15 protein-coding genes are annotated in these 20,717 nt (G+C 66.0%); 8 read left to right on the forward strand and 7 right to left on the reverse strand.

Annotation, left to right across the window (positions count from 1 at the left end; genetic code table 11):
- Positions 1–90: 90 nt before the first annotated feature.
- Positions 91–1,236 carry an aminofutalosine synthase MqnE gene (mqnE, locus tag Spa11_RS20040; RefSeq protein WP_145116068.1) on the forward strand — a complete coding sequence of 382 codons (1,146 nt, stop codon included), beginning with the start codon at positions 91–93 and terminating at the stop codon, positions 1,234–1,236.
- Between the two features lie 77 nt (positions 1,237–1,313).
- On the opposite strand, the gene Spa11_RS20045 is transcribed toward mqnE, so the two are convergent.
- The 3 genes from Spa11_RS20045 to Spa11_RS20055 form a co-directional block, all read right to left on the reverse strand.
- Positions 1,314–1,625, reverse strand: coding sequence for a hypothetical protein (locus tag Spa11_RS20045; protein WP_145116070.1), 312 nt, complete (start codon positions 1,623–1,625; stop codon positions 1,314–1,316).
- A 108-nt stretch (positions 1,626–1,733) separates the two neighbouring features.
- Positions 1,734–2,660 (reverse strand): ABC transporter ATP-binding protein, encoded by a 927-nt coding sequence (locus Spa11_RS20050; RefSeq protein ID WP_145116073.1) that lies wholly within the window; start codon positions 2,658–2,660, stop codon positions 1,734–1,736.
- Between the two features lie 131 nt (positions 2,661–2,791).
- The gene (locus tag Spa11_RS20055; protein ID WP_145116075.1) at positions 2,792–5,455 is read right to left on the reverse strand and encodes a hypothetical protein; all 2,664 of its coding nucleotides are present in this window, start codon (positions 5,453–5,455) and stop codon (positions 2,792–2,794) included.
- Between the two features lie 509 nt (positions 5,456–5,964).
- Here Spa11_RS20055 and Spa11_RS20060 point away from each other — a divergent pair.
- The 4 genes from Spa11_RS20060 to Spa11_RS20075 all read left to right on the forward strand — a co-directional run bounded on the left by Spa11_RS20060 (position 5,965) and on the right by Spa11_RS20075 (position 10,736).
- A complete protein-coding gene (locus Spa11_RS20060) occupies positions 5,965–6,327 on the forward strand; it encodes a hypothetical protein (RefSeq protein WP_145116078.1) in 363 nt (120 codons plus the stop codon).
- A gap of 157 nt (positions 6,328–6,484) precedes the next feature.
- The gene (locus Spa11_RS20065; RefSeq protein WP_197529537.1) at positions 6,485–7,171 is read left to right on the forward strand and encodes a HEAT repeat domain-containing protein; all 687 of its coding nucleotides are present in this window, start codon (positions 6,485–6,487) and stop codon (positions 7,169–7,171) included.
- A gap of 243 nt (positions 7,172–7,414) precedes the next feature.
- A complete protein-coding gene (locus Spa11_RS20070; RefSeq protein ID WP_145116083.1) occupies positions 7,415–9,421 on the forward strand; it encodes a hypothetical protein in 2,007 nt (668 codons plus the stop codon).
- A gap of 211 nt (positions 9,422–9,632) precedes the next feature.
- Entirely contained in the window at positions 9,633–10,736 is a 1,104-nt protein-coding gene (locus Spa11_RS20075; protein WP_145116086.1) for a DNA integrity scanning protein DisA nucleotide-binding domain protein, read from the forward strand.
- Positions 10,737–10,817: 81 nt separating this feature from the next.
- Here Spa11_RS20075 and Spa11_RS20080 read toward each other — a convergent pair whose 3' ends face one another.
- On the reverse strand, positions 10,818–11,708 hold the full coding sequence (locus Spa11_RS20080; protein ID WP_145116089.1) for a phosphoribosylaminoimidazolesuccinocarboxamide synthase: 891 nt from the start codon (positions 11,706–11,708) through the stop codon (positions 10,818–10,820).
- Between the two features lie 217 nt (positions 11,709–11,925).
- On the opposite strand from Spa11_RS20080, the gene Spa11_RS20085 reads away from it, so the two are divergent.
- Positions 11,926–13,413, forward strand: coding sequence for an endo-1,4-beta-xylanase (locus Spa11_RS20085; RefSeq protein WP_197529538.1), 1,488 nt, complete (start codon positions 11,926–11,928; stop codon positions 13,411–13,413).
- A 44-nt stretch (positions 13,414–13,457) separates the two neighbouring features.
- Here the strand turns inward: Spa11_RS20085 and Spa11_RS20090 are convergent, their stop codons facing one another.
- The 3 genes from Spa11_RS20090 to Spa11_RS20100 form a co-directional block, all read right to left on the reverse strand.
- On the reverse strand, positions 13,458–13,856 hold the full coding sequence (locus tag Spa11_RS20090) for a hypothetical protein (RefSeq protein WP_231933051.1): 399 nt from the start codon (positions 13,854–13,856) through the stop codon (positions 13,458–13,460).
- A 384-nt stretch (positions 13,857–14,240) separates the two neighbouring features.
- A complete protein-coding gene (gene alaS, locus Spa11_RS20095; protein ID WP_145116096.1) occupies positions 14,241–17,084 on the reverse strand; it encodes an alanine--tRNA ligase in 2,844 nt (947 codons plus the stop codon).
- A 192-nt stretch (positions 17,085–17,276) separates the two neighbouring features.
- Positions 17,277–17,948, reverse strand: coding sequence for a DUF2617 family protein (locus Spa11_RS20100; protein ID WP_145116098.1), 672 nt, complete (start codon positions 17,946–17,948; stop codon positions 17,277–17,279).
- A gap of 426 nt (positions 17,949–18,374) precedes the next feature.
- Here Spa11_RS20100 and Spa11_RS20105 point away from each other — a divergent pair, with 426 nt between their 5' ends.
- Positions 18,375–19,067, forward strand: coding sequence for an endonuclease III domain-containing protein (locus tag Spa11_RS20105; protein ID WP_145116101.1), 693 nt, complete (start codon positions 18,375–18,377; stop codon positions 19,065–19,067).
- Between the two features lie 157 nt (positions 19,068–19,224).
- Positions 19,225–20,532: a LysM peptidoglycan-binding domain-containing protein gene (locus tag Spa11_RS20110; RefSeq protein ID WP_145116104.1), complete on the forward strand. Its 1,308-nt coding sequence runs from the start codon at positions 19,225–19,227 to the stop codon at positions 20,530–20,532.
- Positions 20,533–20,717 lie beyond the last annotated feature (185 nt).

Genomic DNA, 20,717 nt, shown 5'->3' on the forward strand with positions numbered 1-20,717 from the left:
AGATGAACGCGGATCAACACAGATAGTCCCGCCGCTATCCCATCCGTGTGCATCTGTGTTCATCTGTGGTTCCAAATGAATGAGTAAGAGATGCTCCGAACTTCCTCCGAAGTCCTAAAACCTATCCGCGACAAGGTCGAAGCCGGCGAGCGGCTGACCTTTGACGATGGCCTCTTGCTCGAGTCGCCCGAGGTTCCGCTGCCGGAGCTGGGCGAGCTGGCGAACCTCGTGCGCGAGCGCAAGAACGGCAACGCCGGCTACTACAACATCAACACGCACCTCAACGCGACCAACATCTGCGTTTATCGGTGCTCGTTCTGTGCGTTCCGCAGCGACCTCCGCGAGGCGAAGGGCTACTGGATGCAGGACGACGCGATCCTCGAGCGCGGCGCCGAGGCCGTCGCCAACGGCTGCACCGAGATGCACATCGTCGGCGGCCTGCACCACCAGGCGAAGTACGACTGGTACCGCAAGGTGATCAGCCTGCTGCGCGACAACTGCCCGTCGCTGCACCTCAAGGCGTGGACGCCGGTCGAGATCGACTGGTTTGCGCGGCTCACCAAGAAGTCGATCCGCTGGGTCCTTGAGGACCTGCGCGAGGCGGGTCTCGGCAGCCTGCCCGGCGGCGGCGCCGAGATTTTCCATCCGGAGATCCGCCGGCAAATCTGCGAGCACAAGGCCGACACCCGCCGTTGGTTCGAGACCCATCGTACGGCCCACGAGCTGGGGCTGCGTTCGAACTGCACGATGCTCTACGGCCACATCGAAGAGCCTCGCCACCGCATCGACCACCTCGTCCGCCTGCGCGAGCTGCAAGACGAGACGAACGGTTTCCAGACCTACATCCCGCTCGCGTTCCACCCCGAGAACAACAAGCTCGGCATCGAACACAACATCAAGAAGCCCTCGGCGCTGATGGACCTGCGGCAGATGGCGGTCGCGCGGCTGATGCTCGACAACATCGACCACATCAAGGCTTACTGGATCATGCTCGGCGTCGGCACCGCGCAGCTCGCCCTCTCCTACGGCGCCGACGACATCGACGGCACCGTGCGCCACGAGTTGATCTACCACGACGCCGGCGCCACGACGCCCGAGGTAATGAGCGTCGAAGACATCGAACGCCTCATCCGCGAAGCAGGCCGCGAGCCGATCGAGCGCGACACGCTCTACCGCCGTGTCGACCGTACGGCCGCAGGGTTCACGCTCGGCGAGAAGATCACGGCGGGCGTTTAGTTAGTAGGTCTGGCTGTGCCTGACGATCTACCCCACAACGATTGGCAGGGCGTCAGGCACAGCCTGACCTACTTCACTCAAGTTACATCACGACAATCATCGGGGTCTTCAACGAACCCACTTAATTCGTCCACTGACGTGATGAATCCCGTAACTTCGTCACCCGAAATGAGTTCGGAGCGTTCATCAATGGACAGAATCCTGAGCAGCTCCCATATCACCTCATCGCCTTCCGCCCCTTCGTACGAAAAGGGGTGCTGCGAATGGATCGCAGCTCGAACGTTTTCCTTCGACTCGGCAAGAAAATAGTAGGCCGACACATCAATCGAACCTGTTGGCTTGCCGGCGACGACGGCCCGCTGCACGACAATGGCATAGTAGTTCTTCATTCAGGACCCCCTAACGCCGACCGATTCGAGACGGCAATAGTAGGCCGGACCCTGCGCTGATTTCGGCCGACCTACTCTATTCCGCAATCCGCAATCCGAACTCCGCAATCAAGTCACCAACCCCTTCGTCACCATCATAAACACGTCCTCGAGCGTCGGCTCCTTGTCGGCGAACGACACCAACCCCACCTGCCCCGCGGCGAGCGTCTGCATCAGCCGGGCGACGTCCGTCTCCCCGCCGCTGTACTCGATCGTCACGCCGCGCGGGCCCTCTTGCAGCGAGCGCACGTGCGGGTCGCTCCGCACCAGGCTCACGCCCGCCGCCGGGTCGCCGGTGAAGCGGATCTCGAGCCGCCGGTGCTGCTGGATCTTGCGGTAGACGCTCTCGATCGGCCCGTGCAGCAGCAGCTTGCCGCGTTCGATGATACCGATGCTCGTGCAGATGTCGGCCAGCTCGGTGAGGATGTGGCTGGAGATGAGGATCGTCTTCCCCATCTTCCGCAGCTCCTTGAGCAGCGCCTTCACCTCGAGCCGCGCGCGCGGGTCGAGGCCGCTGGCCGGTTCGTCGAGGATCAGCACCGGCGGGTCGTGGACGAGTGTCTTCGCCAAACACAACCGCTGCTTCATGCCGCGCGACAGGCCGTTGACGTAGTCGTCGCGTTTGTGTGTCAGGTCCAATAGTTCGAGCACGTCGCCGATGATCGCCTTCCGCTGATTGCGTGGCACCTCGTAGGCGACGGCGAAGAAGTCGAGGAACTCCCACACCTTCATGCCGTCGTACACGCCGAACATGTCGGGCATGTAACCGATGCTCCGCCGCACGGCGATCGGGTCGTCGGTGACACTGTGCCCCGCGACGGTCGCCTCGCCGTGCGTCGGTCGCAAGAGCGTGGCGAGGAATCGAATGGTCGTGCTCTTGCCGGCGCCATTGGGGCCGATGAAGCCGAAGAGTTCCCCCTTGCCGATCGACAGGTTAAGGTTCTCAACCGCGACAAAGTCGCCGTAGTGCTTGCCGAAGTTGCGGATCTCGATCATGCGCTTGTTTTAGACTTTAAGAATGGGACGCAGATTTACGGGGATTGAATGGATTGACGAGGATGACGCTTGAAATCTAATCCAACGGAATCCGTTACATCCGCGTAAATCCGCGTCCCATTCTTAGAGGCTCAGTTAACGTCCAGGGGACCATTGATGTCTTGCCGCGGCGCCGGCAGCGGGCCGTAGCCGAGGGCGCCGACGACGAGCGTCGCCCCCTTCTTCTGCGAAGCGCTCGGCGTCACCTCCAGGCCCGGCATCACCTGCGACACCCGCGCCACGACGCGCCGTTCGCCGGGCTCGAAGTGCTTCGGGTCGAGCGCCAGCCGCAACAGGTTGTCGAGGTTGAGCCGCGCTGGGGCGTCGTCATCGCGGAGTTTCGCGGCGGCGCGGCGCTGTTCGACGAAGGGCAGCTCGCCACCGCTCGTTGAAGCCGTCGGCAGGAAGACGACGTTCGCCACGCTCCCGGGTTCCAAGTCCCCGAGCCAACACCCCTCGAGGTGCGGCTCGCCCTTGAGTCCGTCCGGCCGGCCAACGACGACCACGTCCTCCAGGAGCCAACCCGTGCGGTTCTCGAGCCGCGGCCCGCCGCTGGGGTTCTTCGCCAGGCGAATCGCGCCCGGCGTGCTCGACCCGGCGATGCTCGCGGCGCCGACGTCGAACATCTCTTCGCTACGCACGAACTCCGTCGTCGCCGACGACGCCGCCAAGTCGCGGAGCCGCGTTTTGTCCTGGCGCACGAACGCCACAATCGACGGCGTGCTTACCATCGAGTCTTTCTCATCGCGCTCACGGCTCGGGAACGGCGCGGCGACGGTGGGGGCGTCGAACTCGAGCTCATAGATCGTCGACAGCGAGCTGTAGAGCGCCGTGTAACGCGTCAGCAAGCCCCGCGGCGTGTCGGGTTGCAATTCCAGAACGCCGATCTCCGTTTGCGCCCGCACGAACCCGATGTCGAGCTGCGCCTGCTGGATGACGACCCAGCCGGCGGCGAGCGCGATCAGCGGCGCGGCGACCCACGCCAACTCGGGCCGGCGAATCGCGGCGAAGAAGCCCCAGTTGGCGGGCACCAGGACGAAGAGATACACGGCCAAGCAACCGATGACGAAGCTCGCCCCGGGGACCGACACGCCCGCCGACTCGCGGAGCGTCGCCCGCACGGCGCTCGACACGGCGCCAAAGTCATTGGTCGCGCCAGCGCCGCCGGGCACGGGCGCCGGCTTGAGGTTGGCGAACTCGATCGCCTCACCGGAGGAATTGTAAATCGACGCCGCCTCGTCGTCGGCAGCGAGCGTCAGCGCAAGTTGCTCGGGATCGGCGTGGGTGTCGCGCACGAATCCCCGCCAGCCCGTGTTGCGGAGCGGGTCGAGACGCACCGGCTCGCCCTCGGCCCAGACGACCGCGATCGGCGAGGCTTCTGGCTCTTCGCCTTCGACCTCCTCCAACCCATAGTCGTTAAAAGCCGGGTCGCGCGGCACGAAGCGTCGCGGCGGGCGGCGCAAGACAGCGGCGTTGAAGAAGTTGTCGTAGCCCTTCGACCACCTGAGCAGCCGGCGATCGGCAAGTTGCATCGCGGTGACGACGACGCGACCGCGACCGACGCGGCGCTCCACCAGCAGCCCCGCCGTGCCACGCACGGGCTGCGCGCCGTCGGCGAGCACGAGGGCGACGCCGGACCAAGCACCCTCCTTGTTCAGCGGCGAGCCGCGGTCGCCGATGGAAAAGCCCTGCTCTAGTTCGTTGAGCCGCTTGGCGGTGATCTCCTCGGCGCCATCGGCCATCGCCGGCAGCAGCGGCTCCAAGAAGCTGCCGCGCAATTGGTCAAGCGAGTCGGGCCCATTGATGACGAGCTGCCCGCCCCAGTTGAGCCAGTCGATCAACGCCTCCCGTTGCGCCGGCTGCAGCGACTCGGGATCGACCTCGTCCCAGACCACGTACGCGATCGACGTCCAAGCGAGCGCGTTGTCGGGAAGCGCCACCTCGCCCGAAGGCACGTCGGCCGGCACGGCGACGACGCGGTAGTTCTTGTCCGCCTTCAGACGGCCCTTGGCGCCGTCGATCGCCGTCGGGTCGATCGCGCTGGGGAGCGTCGCCGTCACCGAACGGAGCGAATCCATGAACGCGTAACGCTGCGGCTCCTTCGCCAGCACCACGAGGTGGTACTGATGGTCCGCCAACGGCCGCAGGGCCGGGGTCACGTCTTGCAGCTGGGAGTCGGTGCGGCGCTGGCGGACGATCGAACGCAGGTAGGGCGTCTCGCCCCCCGTCGGTGGGCAATAGAAGAGGGCGTCCACCGTCTTCCGCGACTCGCGGGCGACGACCAGCGGCCGCCGGCTGACGAGCCGCAGCGGAGACCCCTGGGTGTCGAACGAGGCGTTGTCCTTGCCGACCACCTCGTAGCTGACTGTGCCGTCAAAGTCCTCGGCGTTGGCCTTGGCGGGCTGGAGCACCGCGTTCCAGTGGCCGGGCTTAGCGAACAAAGCGGCGGCCCCCTCTCCGGCAGACCCCTCTCCGGCAGACCCCTCTCCGGCAGGCAGCGTCCGGGCCGGTTCCAGCACCAGCGGCCGGCGGCGTTGCTCTTCCTCGAGCCGCTTCTCCTCCAGGGCGATCTTCTCGGCCCGCTCCTTGGCGAGCCGGGCGGCCTTCTCGGCGGGCGTCTCGCTGCGGCAGCTGCACCCCCCCGACTGCAAAGCAGCGATCGCCAGCAGCAGCGTCACGACCCACCAGCGGCGGCGGCCAGCCGACCACCAGCGGCAGCAAGCGGGGCGGTCGAGGCGGTCGGGGCAGTTTGCCATCAGCTTCGCGGTCAATTGGCTTCTAGGTCTCGCTCTCGTGCCGTCGCCGCGCCGGCGCCTGCTTTTGCTTAGGGACGTAACTCGTTTCGCAAGTGCGTATTATAAGCGATCGCCAATCGGCCCCCGAATCGTTTTAGCCACTAATCGCCACAATCCGCGGGCGAACCAGGCACGCTGCTCCCGGCGGTAGAGCCAATCCCGCGCGAGTTTCCTTGCATCTCGTTGGCCGGATCGCTAGTTTGCAGATAGCCGTGGGGTCGCCATTTGCTTAGCGATCTCACGGCCAGCTCATCAACCAATGCCGTAGCGACTCAGATCAACGACTGGGATCGAGCTGCGATCGATGGCAGCCGAAGCGTTGCGTACGAAGGCTCCACAACACTTGGCGTGACGGGGAAGAGGCAACCTACTCCCTTATCCGCCTAACGTCTTCGCAGGTCTAACTTCATCGCAAGTTAGTAGCGCCCCTCCGGCGCGCCCGCGGCTGACGCTGTTGGAGAGCAGTTACCATGGGCATTAAAGTCGAGTGTTCCAACGGGCACACTTTCAAGGTCAAAGACAAGTACGCCGGCCGGAAGGGCCTCTGCCCTCGCTGTCAGGTCGTCGTCTTGGTGCCTGACCTGTTGACTTCCCAGGAAACCGAAGCCAGCTACCGACGGGCGGTCGCCGAGGAGGTCCGCGCCCACAACGCGTCACCCGCCGACTACGCCTCCTCGGTCCTCGACGACGCGTTGCACGACGACGCCAGCAGCAGCGGCAGCCTGCTGGGCTCGTCAGTGATTCGCCACCACACCAAGTGCAAGTGCGGCCATGCCGTGCCGATGTGGTTCGCGAAGTGCCCCGCCTGCGGGAACTACATGCCGCAGCGCTAGCTAGCACCAGGTGGAGCTCGTTCGTGACTTCGCCGTTCGACTGCTGTGGCGGTCGATGAGCCGCTTTGCTACGGTCCCGCCGCTTGCCGGCGTGCGCCGAGGTTCCGCCTCTTGCGCCGGCGCCCCGACTCCGAGCCTCCGGCAGGGCCCGCGCTCTATGCGACTTTCGACACCGACTCCGCTCGTCCTTCTCGCCGCCGTCGCTATGACGGGCTGCCAGTCTGGCGGTCCGCGGATGGCTGGACTGAATCCGTTCTATCAACCGGAACGGACCACCTACGTCGTCGCCGCCAAGCGGATGGACGAGATCCGTAAGCTCGCCGAGAAGTCCACCGGCGAAGACACCCCCGATCAGCAGACGATCGTTCAGGACTTGGTCAAGCCGCTCGAGAAAGAAACCGATCCGCTCGTGCGGCAGGCGACTCTCGAAACGGCCGCCAAGTTCAACACAACGCTCGCCGGCAAGACGTTGATCGCCGGCCTCTCGGACGAGAGCCCCTTCGTGCGCGAAGCGGCCTGCCGCCTACTCGCCAGCCGCCCGACCGCGGGCGCGGTCGAGCCGCTCACAGGCGTTGTTCGACAAGACGAGTCCTTCGACGTCCGCGTCGCTGCGGCACAGGCGCTAGAACCCAACGGCGCCAAACCCGAACAACTGCTTGCGCTATTGGAAGACCCGAATCCCGCGATGCAACTGGTCGGCGTCGAAGCGATGCGCAACGCCACCGGCAAAGACTACGGCGGCGATGTCGCCGCCTACGTTGCGCTAGCACGCGGCGAAGCCCCGCCCGCGCGAGAGCCGACCTCTGTCGCTGCTCGCGTTCCTGACTGGGTTCCCTTCTTCTAGCGCGCCGCTTTTCCCGGTCTGCTCAAACCACGCCATCGACGCGGTAGGCAGGCTCGCGCACTCCGCCGCGCTGAATTACGGCGTGCGACAATCCGCGACGGTTGAATGACTGTCGTCAGAGGACGCTCCGTCCGATACCCCAAGCTAGGCGCGTCAGACCTTGCGCCCAGTGGAGCCGTTGTCGGCTTTACTGCTAGCAGAGTCAGCGGACTAGCGTCGCATCAAAGTGGGGGCTGCGGGCCGATGCATTTCACCGAACGCTTTGCGCCGGTCGGTCAGGTTTTCCGTTTCGCGGCGTCGCGTCGCGTCGTTCGTGCCGTGCTAGCGGTCGCGCTCGCACCGTCGTGGGCGATGGCGGTCGAAGGCCCCGTGCTGGCGACGCCTCACCAGGACTTGGCCGACGTCGTTCCGCTTAAAGTCCTAGACGAGATCGACCTCTCCGGCGCAACGCCGAAGATCGCGTCGAAGCCATCGCTCAGCTGGCGTCCGGCGACAAGCGAGCCCCAACCGGCGCCTGCCGCTGCTACGAAGGCAGCCGCGCCAAGCACGCCCGATGCGAAAGAGCCGAAGCAGCTCGAAACCGAGCCGCACCTGAAGCCCCTCGTGACGGCCCCAACGCTGGTCGCCCCACAAGTCCGTGAGACGCAGCCGGCGCCACCCGCCTCCCCGACGCCCGGCAACAACACATCCCCCGCGGAGGAGTCGGCGCCTCTCGACGATCAGGACGCCGAGGACTCCGAGGAGGTCGATTCGATCAAGGCCGCTGACGCGCCGATGCTGCCGCTGCGCGCCCACCGCCCTTCGCCCGGGACCGCAGCGGCGACGCCGGCCGCCCCGCTTACAGATCGGGGCCCCGCCAACAAAGGCCTCGCCGATAAGGGCCCGGTCGCAACACTGGCGCCGGTCGAAAAGCCGACGTTCCAGCCCTTCGTCGAGCCCCCCAACGACAAGCAGGTCGCCGACAAGCCAGTCACCCCAAAGCCCGCTGCACCCAAGCCCGCAGCGGCCCCAACCACGCAAGCCGCTGCACAGCCACAGCCTCAAGCTGAACCGCAAGCCCAACAACAAGCGCCGACGCGCCCGCTCGCCGCGGCGCCCGCCGTCGCTCCGCCGCAGGCGATCCAGCCGCCAGCGCCGCTCAGTCGCAACATGCGTAACCTGCGTTCGCGACTCCGAACGGTGCTTTCGTTCTACTACCGCAAGCCGCTCAACACGGTCGAGCACGACCCGTGGGAGTTGATGCACGCGATGCTGGGCTACGAACTGCACAGCCGCGTGCGTGACGGCGGCCCCAACGGCCCCTACATGACGCTGGTGGGTCATCTCTGCTTCAACCGCCCGTCGAAGCGGCAGCAGCTGATGATCATCAACCGCGACGGCAAGCTCGAGGCAGAGGTCGGTGTCGGCGTGCAGGGGCACCGAGGCCAGTTCCTGGCCATGCTCGCCCAGTGCAACGTGAGCCCCGATTACCCGATCCGAGTCGGCGGCAAGGAGTTCACGATCAGCGACCTGATCGAGTCCGAACAGCGCAGCTGCTACGCCAAGACCGAGCTGACGTTCAAGCTGATCGGCCTGGGGCACTACTTGGCGTCGGACGCCACCTGGGTCAACGACCAGGGCGAGACCTGGGACATCCCGCGGCTGATCAAAGAAGAACGCACCCAGCCGATCCGTGGCGCCGCGTGCGGCGGCACCCACCGGTTGACGGGCCTGAGTCTGGCTTACCGCCGGCGCGAGGCCCGTGGCGAGCCGCTCGACGGCGAATACGCCGAGGCGGCACGCTTCGTGAACCAGTACCAAGCCTACGCCTTCCAACTACAGAACGAGGACGGCAGCCTCAGCACCGAGTGGTTTGCGGGCCGCGGCGCCGAGGAAGACCTCGAGCGCCGGCTCCGCACAACGGGGCATATCCTCGAATGGCTTGCCTACACCCAGAATGACGAAGAGTTACAGTCGTACCGCACCGTCCGCGCCGTGAACTACCTCACCGAGCTACTGGCGAGCAACGCCGACAAGGACTGGCATCTGGGCTCGATCGGCCACGCGCTTCACGCCCTGGTGCTGTACGACAAGCGGGTCTTCCGGCCGCACGACACCGAGAACGCCCAGGTCCTCGCCGCCGTTGACCCGACGGGGAGCCTGTACCGCGAGTACCCGATTTATCGTGGCGTGATGCGCAACAGCCCGCCGCAGCCGTCCGGCTTCCTGGGGCTGTTCGGCCCGTCGAGGTCGTCGAACAACCGGCGGTAGCGGTTCGAAAGAGCATGGTTCGAGTTTGCTATGGTGGCGATTCACCGGTGTGACTCGAAGCGAGCCGCGCTCTCGGATTGATTGCCCCGACTCGGATCGGGTATGGTTGGCTGGTGGAACGGAGCGGCTTCCCGGCGCGGGATTTGCCCGCGTTCCGCGCGGGTCGTTCGCTCTGGCGACCCCACGGACGTGAGTCGGCTACCAAGATCGAATGGCGCCCCCGAGAGCTACCGCACCCCGTCGGTTCACGCCCCAACTCGAGGGCTTCTGCGCCGCTGCGTCGGGTCTCGCCGACCAGCACTCGGCCGACGCCATCCTGTTCCTCGCCGAACGGCCCATCGATTGGGCCAAGCTCCAAGAAGCTTTTGGCAGCCGCACGCTGCTGGTGGCGGCGGACTCCGAGGACCAGCTGGCGGGCGCCCACGACGACGACAACGGCCCCGGATTCGACACGATCCTCCTGGGCATGAATGACGCCCCGGTCTTCGAGCGGCTCACCCAGGCCCTCCTCGAAGCGGTCGCGGACGAGCTGCTGGAGCCCGGCTCCAAGGTCGTCACTCTCTACAGCAGCTACGACCCGGGCGTCATCGATTCACTCAGCCTGATCCACCTCGACGAGCACCTCGGCCGCCTCACCGTGCGCGACTTGCGGCGGATCGAGACCAAGATCCCGATGGAGACCATCCGCGCGGTCATCGACTTGGCGGTCGAGATCGGCCGCGAAGGGCGTGAGGGGAAGCCGATCGGCACGCTGATGGTCGTTGGCGACCACAAGCGCACGCTCGAACTGTCGAAGCCGATGGGCTTCGACCCGGTGAAGGGCTACCCCGCGTCGGAACGCAGCATCTCGGACGCCAAGGTCCGCGACGGCGTCAAAGAGATCGCCCAGATGGACGGCGCTTTCATCATCTCAGCAAACGGCACGGTGGTGGCCGCCGCCCAGCACATCACCGCCCCGGCCTCGACCGACATCACGCTGTCCAAGGGCCTCGGCGCCCGCCACTGGACCGCCGCGCAGATCACCAAGGCGACCGAAGCCATCGCCGTCGCGGTGAGCAGTTCGGGCGGCACCGTGCGTGTCTTCCAAGGGGGCGAGGTCGTCCTCCGCATCGAGCCGCTCGAACGGGCGATGACCTGGCGCGAGTTCGAGTCCGAGCACGACGGCGACAAAGAAAAGGCCGCCGCGACCGCCGACGCCAAGAAGCCGACCGAGAAGAAGGCCTCGAAGGTGCGGTCGAAGACGCCCCGCGGCAAGGCCGCCAAGGCGGCCGCCGAGACCAAGCCCGACGACGCCGCTGCCGACGCGGGCGGGTGAATGAGTGGAGGCGTCGCTTGTGGGACGCTCTGGTCGATAGGGTGCGCCGAATCGGCGTCGGAGACGCCTCCTACAGGTTCGTCACCACGCAAACGTCTCCCCCGTCAGCCGCTCGTACGCCTCGACGTACTTGGCCCGCGTCCGCTGGACGATGTCGTCCGGTAGCATTGGCGGCGGGCTCTCTCGGTCCCAATCGGACTGTAGCAGCCAGTCGCGCACGAACTGCTTGTCGAACGAGGGCTGCGCCCCGCCTGGTTGGTACCTGTCGGCGGGCCAGAAGCGGCTGCTGTCGGGCGTCAGTAGCTCATCGATCAGCAACAGCTCGCCGTCGGGCGTTTGGCCGAACTCGAACTTCGTGTCCGCGATGAGCAGGCCGCACGTCGCGGCGTGCTCGGCGCCGGCTGAGTAGATCGCTAGCGTCGCGTCGCGGAGCTGCCTAGCCAAGCCTTCGCCCAGGTCTCGCTGCATGCGGTCGTAGGAGACGTTCTCGTCGTGCTCGCCCAACTCGGCCTTGGTGGCCGGGGTGAAGATCGGCTCGGGGAGGCGGTCGCTCTCCACCAGCCCGGCCGGCAACGCGACGCCGCAGACGGCGCCGCCCGACCGGTACTCGTTCCAGCCCGACCCCGAAAGATAGCCGCGGGCGACGCACTCGAACGGCACGACGCTTGTCTTGCGGCACAGCATCGACCGGCCGGCGAGCCGCTCGAGATTGGCGCCCTCGGGAAGCCGCATCGCCTCGACGTCGCAGGTCACGAGGTGATGGCCCACCGGCGCCGCGACGCCGAGGCGGCCGAACCAGAACCGGCTGAGCTGCGTCAGGACGCGGCCCTTGTCGGGGATCGCCGTCGGCAACACCCAGTCGAAGGCGCTGATGCGGTCGCTCGCCACGAGGAGGACATGCTCGCCAAGGTCATAAACGTCGCGAACTTTTCCGCGGCGGGGTTCGTAGCCGGGCAGGTCGGAGGAAGACACGGGGGCGGAGAGGCTGGAGGTTGGAGCCTAGAGGATGGGAAGACACGCACGGCTTCCCGCGGGGCGGTTGTTACTGTGGTATCCGCCTACTAACGTATTTGCTAGACAGCACTTGCGCAGGCGCCCCGGCGGGGCCGACCCGCGAGTCCCCCTGCCGCTGCCCGCCCCGCCGAGAATTGGCCCACCTTCGCCCATAGAGTTCGCCCCGATGGGCCTGATGCGGTTTGTCGCCGACGACCAAAGCCTGCTGACCGAAGACAGGCTTGCGCGGGCCTACGTCGCCGGCATCGATGAGGGTCCGACCTTCGGACGCACCATCCTCAGCGGCAACCAGATCGTCGTCGAACGCCCCGAGGACTCCTCGGGCAGCTTCTCGATCCCCTGGCCAATCCCGGGGCATGGCGACTGGCTGGTGGGCACGTCGTCGCTCATGGAGCGCGAGAAGCCTTACCATCTCGAGGTCGAGCTCGCACGCGGCCTAGTGTTCCGCCTCCGCGACCAGCTCGCCGCCTGGGAGATGCTCGGACTCCGCACGACCGAGTCCGTGTTGGGGGCGATCCGCGACGCGACGCGCAACGTCGGCCGCGCCGCGGTGTCGCAGTCCGTCGACCCCGCCTCCGCGGCCGTGCGGGCACGGACCGCTCTGAAGATCGCGGCCGATGCTTGCTGCCAGCTAGCGGAACTCTACGCCGAGCAAGCGCTCGCCATGCGGATGCAGGATGGCCAGCGACTCACGACCCTCTTGGGAGTGCGGCTGGGAGACCGGGCGCCGCGCGGCACGAAGGCCCGCAAGATCGCCGAGACCTTCAACCTCGCCAACGTGTCGGCCGGCTGGGGCGTCATCGAACCGAGCGAGGGCCGCCGCGACTGGACCGACATCGACAAGCCGCTCGAGTGGGCGCGATCGTCGGGCATGCGGGTCTGCCTCGGGCCGCTGCTGGAGTTCGACGACAAGCTCGTCCCCGACTGGGCCTACCTCTGGGAGGGCGACGTCGAGACGCTCACCACCCTCATGCTCGGCCACGTCCGCGCCACCGTCCAGCGCTACCGCGGCAAGGTCCAGCTCTGGCACATCGCCTCGAAGATCAACCGCGACCGGGTCCTGTCACTCTCCGACGAGCAGCGGCTGCAGATCGTCGCGAGCGCCGTGCGGCTCGTGCGGCAACTCGACCCTTCGACGCCCGTCGTCGTCGGCGTTGAGCAACCGTGGGGCGAGTACCGCGCCACCAAGCCCACCGAACTTTCGCCGCTCGACTTCGCTGACGCGCTCGAACGCGCCGACCTCGGCATCGCCGGCTTCGACCTGGAGATGAACATCGGCTACCGGCCGTTCGGGACCGAACTCCGCAACCCGCTGGCCTTCAGCCGGCTCGTGGACCTGTGGAACATGCGGCTTGAGTCGCCGCTGATGCTGTCGATCGCCTTCCCTAGTGACACGCTCGAAGACCCCGCGGCGGACTCGCGTTTCGAAGTCGTTGCTGCGAACGAAGAGGACAAGCTACTCACGCCCGACTTCCAAGCCGAGTGGGCGCGGCGCCGGCTGCCAATGCTGATCGCCAAGAACGCGGTGCAGGTGGTCGTCTGGTCACAACTGACCGACAGCGGCCCGCACCGCTTGCCAAATGGCGGGCTCTACCATCGCACGAAAGCGGAGAACCCGATCGTCGGGGTGCTCAAAGACCTGCGCAAGCGATTGCTGCACTAGCTGAATGGCGAGCCGGCGATGTTCGTCGCCGGCTCGCCTCAAAGTCACTTCGCGTGCGGCCGCGGCGGCGTACGCCAAGTCTCTTCGTCGAACCGCGCGTGAACGGTTTGCTCGGCGGCCGTATCGCCGTCGCAGCGTGGACCGCACCACACGGCGTCGTGGGTCGTGGCGTGGTTGTGCAGCCGCGGGCAGCCCGACTCGCTGACCACCACGTGGGCCGCTTCGGGCGACAGTCCGCACAGCCTCAGGGCGCCACCCCGTTCGATGAGACGGTCGCACAGCGCGCCGAGCTCGTGCCCCAGCTTGCTGCCATACACCGCGTCGGCGTGTGCGTCGGCGTTGAACTCAACGACCAAGCGGTAAACGAACTGGCTCCGGGCGATCTCCCACAACCGATCGCCTACGCCGCACGGCTCGCCGCTAAGCTCGACACGAACGAACAACCAGTTGGGTCCACGCTCTACGACTTCGCAACGGCAGGTTGGCGCCAACGTGGCCGCGCCAGGGGCTTTCTCGATAACGCTCATAACGCACCTCCGCCTGGAGTGAACGCGCCGGTACAGACCTCAAGCGCGCTGGGACGAGTGTCGCTGCATGGGTGATCCCGCGCAACGTGCAACCGAAGACCTGCCTCCGCGGGAGGTGTCTCCAGTGAAAGGAACCGCCGTTCGCTCTATCTCAACGATAGCGCTTCGGCGCGCCCTAATTCAAGCGCAACCGACGCGACTTTTCGGCGCAGCGAACTTTGGCGAGCTGTTCCATCCCTTCGAAAGTTCAAAACGTTCGCCAACACTGCACTGCTGGCGCCCAGCTTGATCGTTACCGGCTCATGCGCCGAGCATCGGGACGATCGTTTCGCGGGCCGTGAGAATCGCTTCGGCGATCTTGCTCGGGTCCTTGCCGCCGGCTTGGGCCAGGTCGGGACGCCCGCCGCCGCCGCCGCCGACCGCCTTCGCCACCGGGCCGATCCACTTGCCGGCGCTGACGCCGCGGTCTTGGAGGTCCTTGGTAATCCCGGCAATGAGCGTGACCTTGTCGTCTCCTTCGGCGGATGCGAGCAGCACCGCGGCGGGCTGCGTCTTTTGGCGCACCGCGTCGATCAACTGCCGCATCAACGGCGCCGCGACGCCCGGCGTCTCGGCGATGAGGATCGTCACGCCGTTGATGACCTCGGCCTTCGCCAAGAGCGAGTCGGCGTCGAGCGGGCCGGCCGCGTCACGCTGCTTCACCTGCGCTTCGAGCTTCTCGATCTCCGCCATCAGCGCGGCACAACGCGGGGCGACCTCCGCCGGAGCGACCGATAGTTGCCGCGCGGCGTCCATCAACGCGGCTCGCCGCTTGGCGTAAGTGTCGAGCTTGGCGCCACGCAGCTGCGCCTCCTCGGCCTTCACCGCCCCGCCGCCCGAAAGTTTCTTCTTGAGCACCCGTTGCCGCGCGAGCAGTCGGCCAACCGCTTCGACAACGGTCTCTTGCTGCACGCCGAGCGTCTTCGCCGTTTCAGCGAGCGCGGCTTCGACTTCCTTGCGGTTCGCTTCGGCACGCTCACCAGTCAGCGCCGTGATGCGGCGTGTGCCGGCGGAGACGCCTTCTTCCGAAAGCAGCTCGAAGACGCCCACCTGGCCGGTGCTGGTGAGGTGCGTACCGCCGCATAGCTCGCGGCTGAACGATGAGCCATCGGCGAGCGGGCCCATCGAGACCATCCGCACCGGGTCGGGATACTTTTCGCCGAAGAGCATCATCGCGCCTTGCTTGCGCGCGTCGGCGAGCGGCAGTGTCTCGCACTGCACGGCGCCGGCGGCGGCGACACAGGCTTCGACGTCGGCTTCGATCGTCGCCAGTTGCTCGGGCTCGACGGCCGAGAGGTTCGTGAAGTCGAACCGCAGCCAGTCGGCGTCGACCTTCGATCCCTGCTGCTGCGCGTGCGAGCCGAGCGTCTTCTGTAGCGCCCAATGCAACAGGTGCGTGGCCGAGTGTGCGCGGCGGATCGCGTCGCGACGCGAGGTATCGACGATGGCCTTCGCCTTCACGCCCTCGCGGACAACGCCCGACTTCAGATGCCCGAGGTGGACGAACAGGTTGCCGTCCTTCTGCGTGTCTTGCACGGTGAACTCGAAGCCATCGCCCTTGATGACGCCGATGTCACCCACCTGACCGCCGCTCTCGCCGTAGAACGGCGTCTGGTCGAGAACGAGGCGCACGGGGTTCTCGTGGCCGATCTCTTCCATCGTGTCGCACAGGCGATCGTCCGGCGCGACGCCCGCGACGATCCCGACCACGGTGACGTCGGCTTCGGTCTTGTCGTAGCCGAGGAACTTCGTCGAGTGGACGGCTTGCTTGAGCGAGTCGATCGGTCCCTTCGCGCCCATCACGGTATGAACGAGCTTACCAGAGGCTTCGCTGTGCCCCTCCATCGCCCGTTTGTAGCCGTCCCAGTCGAACGCCAAGTTGTGCTCGGCGGCGAGGCTTTCGAACAACTCGGGCGGCACGCCGAAGGTCTGGTACAGCTCGGCCGCGACGCCGCCATCGACCGTCGTGCGGTTGCCCTGGCGCATGTCGTCGAAGACGCGCTCGATGCGATTAAGGCCGCCGTCGATCGTGCCGAAGAAGTTCGACTCTTCTTTCTGGATGACGTCGGCGACGCGCTTGGAGGTTTCCAGCAGCTCGGGGTAAACCGACTTGGTCAACTCGGCGACCATCGGCACGAGCTTGTGCAGAAACGGCTCGTGCACGCCGATCTGATGCCCGTCGAGCACCGCGCGGCGGAGCAGCCGTTTAACAACGTATTTCTCTTTGTTCGGGCCGGGGTAGACGTTCTCGTGGACGGCGAAAGTACACGCGCGGACGTGGTCGGCGATGCGTCGGAGGCGGCGGCCGTCTTCGCTAGTAAGCTCATACTTGGCGCCGCACACCTCGGCTGCGGCCTGCACCAGCGGGAAGAGCGAGTCGATGTGGTAGTTCGTCGGCACGCCCTGCAGCACCGCGGCGGTGCGCTCGAGGCCCATGCCGGTGTCGATGTTCTTACTCGGCAGCGGCTGGAGGTTGTTCGGCGGGTCGCCGACGCGGTTGAACTGCGTAAAGACGAGGTTCCAGATCTCCAGCGGCTCGGCGAAGCCACCCTCGGCGAGTGGCGCCGTGTAGTAGATCTCGCTGCACGGGCCGCAGACGCCGTCGGGCCCCTGGCTGGGGGCGCTGGCGGGCCAGAAGTTCTCGTCCTCTTCCTCGAAGCTGATCCGCGACATCGGTAGGCCGATCTCTTCGTTCCAGATCTTCGCGGCCTCTTTGTCGTCCTTGTAGACCGTCACCGAGAGCTGTGCGCTGGGCAGCCCCAGCCAGCGCTTGTCGGTCAGAAACTCCCACGCCCAGTGGATGGCGTCCCGCTTGAAGTAGTCGCCGAAGCTGAAGTTGCCCAGCATCTCGAAGAACGTGTGGTGCCGCGGCGTGCGGCCGACGTTGTCGATGTCGCCCGTGCGGAGGCACTTCTGGCAGGTCGCAGCGCGCGTGTACTCGAGCTTCACTTTGCCAAGGAAGTGGTCCTTGAACTGGTTCATCCCCGCCGGGGTGAACAGCACCGAGGGGTCCCAAGTCGGCACCAGAACGTCGCTGGCGACGCGCGTGTGGCCCTTGGACTCAAAGAACGCTAGGTACTTCTCGCGGAGCTCGTCGGTTTTCATTGGGGAGCAGGCAGTCGGCAGTGGGCAGTGGGCAGAAACGCCGCCAAGCCGGACAGTCTACCGGATCGATCCCCCTTTCCGCGACGGGGACCACCTACGAAGTGAAATCACCAATGACCAAGCCCCAATGACCAATGAGGAGCTTCCGCTCCGCCCGCATTGGTCATTGGGACTTGGTCATTGGGATTTCCGTTACCCCGGCAGCCGGAAAACGCTTTCGGTCTTCACGATCGCGCAGTCGTCAGGGAAGGTGTGCAACGCCCGGACCCGTAACGAGCGGTCACGGGACTGGATATCGACGAAGCTGAGGGCGCCCATCGAGAGGCCGGCTCGGCCGCTGGCTTCGAAGCGGTGCAGGAGGCCATTGCTATCGCCCCCTTCGCCCAAGGGGAGCGCGCCCCCCTGGAGGTTCATCAGGTCGAACTCGTGCTGGTAGGCGTACAACGCCTCCGAAGACGCCGTCTCGAGCGCCAGCGAGGTCTCGTAGACGATGCCGCCCCGGCACTCGACGCGGTCACTCCGCTCGCCTTCCACGCGGTGCGACATCAACCGCCGACGCTGTGGCAGCGGCTGGTGTGACGACGCGCACACCTCGGTCAGCGTCAGGCCACGGTGACGCCAGTGGACGACATGCCCGGCGCTGGTGATGGCGACGATCGCCTCGTAGCCGTCGGCCTCGGGGTCGATTTCGCCACTCACGCCAGCAGGGGCTACCCCGTCGCTGGCGGCGATCGATCGCGGCGGCGGCGCCACCTTGCCGCGTTCCAGCCGCTTCTGCGCAAAGACCTCGAACAGCTCCGGGTGGAGCGCTCGGCCGTAGAGCTGCATCACGAGCTCGGCGATCTTTGGACGGACTGACAGCACGACCCGGGCCTTCGGTAAGTAGCTTTGGAAATGGACGAAGCGTCGCGTTCGACAAGGAACACGACGCCTCTTTCAATACAACGCGGGCCCGCAATCATTGCCGGAGCTAAGCCGACCATTGCGTGATCGTCGGTTGGTCCTCCGTGCCCGCTGCCTCGATTATACCTTCGACGCGAAGAGGTCAAAGAGAGAAACGCGAAGGTCGCAGAAGTCGAAAAATGCGGCTTGACTTTTATGCCGAAGGGAACCCGATCTCCTCAGACGACGAACACTACCGACGAATCAGAAGAGAGAACCACAAAGGAACGAAGGAACAAAGGCTCTGTTTGAGAATCGGTTTGCTTCCGAGCAAGAAAACTTCGTTCCTTTGTTCCTTGGTGGTTCAAAAACTGATCGCGTTGAATCCAGCAATAAGCCTTATCGCTTGTGTCCACGATCCGACTCGCATACCGCTTGCTCCACGACGCCTACGGCCCGCAAGGCTGGTGGCCTGCGGCGACTCGCTCCGGTGTTGCTGACGCGTGGGAGATCGCGGTCGGCGCGGTGCTGGTGCAGCACACTTCGTGGAAGAACGTCGTGCGGGCGATCGCGAATCTTGAATCAGCCGGCGCCATGTCGTTCACGGCGATTGACGCGATCGAACCTGAAGCGCTCGCGCAGATCATCCGCTCCGCCGGCCCGCCGAATGTCAAAGCGAAGCGGCTCAAGGCGTTTGCTAGGTTCCTCGTCGAATCGCACGGCGGTTCGATGGACGCGTTGCTCGATGGCGTGGTTGATCGCAAGATCGCCCTCGAACGCCGCTCGCAGCTGCTGGGCGTTCACGGCGTCGGGCCCGAGACGGCCGACGCGATCCTGCTCTACGCCGGCGGCGCGCCGCTCTTCGTCGTGGACGCCTACAAGCGCCGCGTCATGCGCCGGCATGGTTGGGGCGACTCGACGGCGAAGTACGACGAGGTCGCCGCCTTCTGGCGCAAGCGATTGCCGAACGACGTCAAAACTTACGCCGAGACGCACGCGCTGCTGGTGCGTGTCGGCATCGAGCATTGCCATGCTTCGAGAGCGAAGTGCGAGGGTTGCCCGCTGCAAGCACTGCTGCCAAACAGCGGGCCGCTCGAATAGCGAGTCACTCAAAGATCGCCGGCTCGCCTGCTAGCTACAGACCGGTAACTGGCATGGCCGCACTTCGGCCATTCGCCTACTTTCCGCCGCAAAGTGGTTCTGCGCGCTTTCAGTTCGGCGCGCTCTCAACTGGCTCACTCAGCTCAAACGATCCCCGATGAGCACGATCCGCCCCCTCGCTACGATCGCCGTGCTAGCCGTGCTCGGCGTGTTTCTGGCGCGCAAGATCAACGAAGGCCCACCCCCCGTTGCGTTCAACAGCGAGTGGAACGGCGCCGAGATCACGAGCGAAGAGCCGCCCGCCTGGGACGGAGGTGCTTCCGGCTCGACACCCGACACGACGCTCGCTGCGCGGACGGCGCCGAGTTGGGCCGATTCGGCCCCAGCCGCGGTGGAGACCAAACCAGAAGCCGCCGCGTCTGGGTTCCCCGCGATGCCCGCGATGCCTAGCGGCGATACGCCTGCGACAACGCCGCCGCAGCCGACGCTTCCGACGTCGAACAGCCAACCCACGGCTAACCACCAAGCGTTAGCCCTCCCGGCGTCGATCCCCACAGCCCAATACGGCAAGGACGCAACGACCGTCACATCGCCCACCATCAACGGCCGCGTCCCATCGATGCAGGCCGTGCAGGACAGCGCGACCAGGCCTGAGCCATCGCAAGTTGCCGAAGCTCCCGAGTCACCGTTCCCGACGACGGAGACTTTGTCGTCCGCACCGACTCCACCGGAAGCAACTCTGACAGAAGCAACCGCGTCCCCAACGACGCGACCGACAGCGACGGTTCCCCCCGCCGCGCCCGGCTTCGCCGCCGCGTGGCAGGCGGTCGAGATGGCGCTAGAGCGCGACGAGCTGACCCGCGCGCACCGGATGCTCTCGCAGTGGCGCGCCGAGCCGGGTCTCTCTGCCGAAGAGTACGCCAAGGTTGAGGACCTCTTGAGCCAGCTCGCGGGGTCGGTTGTCTACTCGAACGAGCACCGGCTTGAGCCTGCTTATGTCGTCCAGCCGGGCGAGACGCTCGCGACGATCGCCGAGGATTACGACGTCCCTTGGCAACTCTTGGCGAAGATCAACGGTTTAGAGACCGTTGACGCCGTCCAGCCGGGCCAGCAACTCAAAGTGATCCGTGGCCCCTTCAATGCCGAGGTGGACCTCGCGCGGGGTGAAGTCGTGCTGCTGCTCGACGACCGCTACGCCGGTCGCTTCCCGGTCCAGGTCGAAGGCCAGGCGCCGACCAGCGGCGAGTGGCGCGTCGGCCAGAAGCGCCTCGACGCCCCCAATCAGCCCGTGGTTGGTGAGGGCCAGAAAGTCGTCCTCGAGAACCCGACGGGCGAGCAGGTCGAGCTCAGCGCCGGCCCGACGCCGCCGCTGGGCGCTCGTGGCCGCCTGACGATCGCCTCCAACGACATGGCCGACCTCTACGACATCCTGTCGGTGGGTTCGGCGGTGACCGTAAGAAGGTGAGAGTTGCGTTGAAGGGGAGGGATTCCGCAATCGGTCAAAGGGCTTGTCGACATGGGTGTACGGCGGTTTCTATTCGGATTGCTGGCCGTCCTGGCGGCGGCGTCTGGGTGCCGGGGGTATGACGCCCTCTTTGGGGTGCTGGGAAACCATTACACTGACGAGGGTGGCAACGTCTTCGACAAGCA

The sequence above is a fragment of the Botrimarina mediterranea genome (genome assembly GCF_007753265.1).
GTDB lineage: Bacteria > Planctomycetota > Planctomycetia > Pirellulales > Lacipirellulaceae > Botrimarina > Botrimarina mediterranea.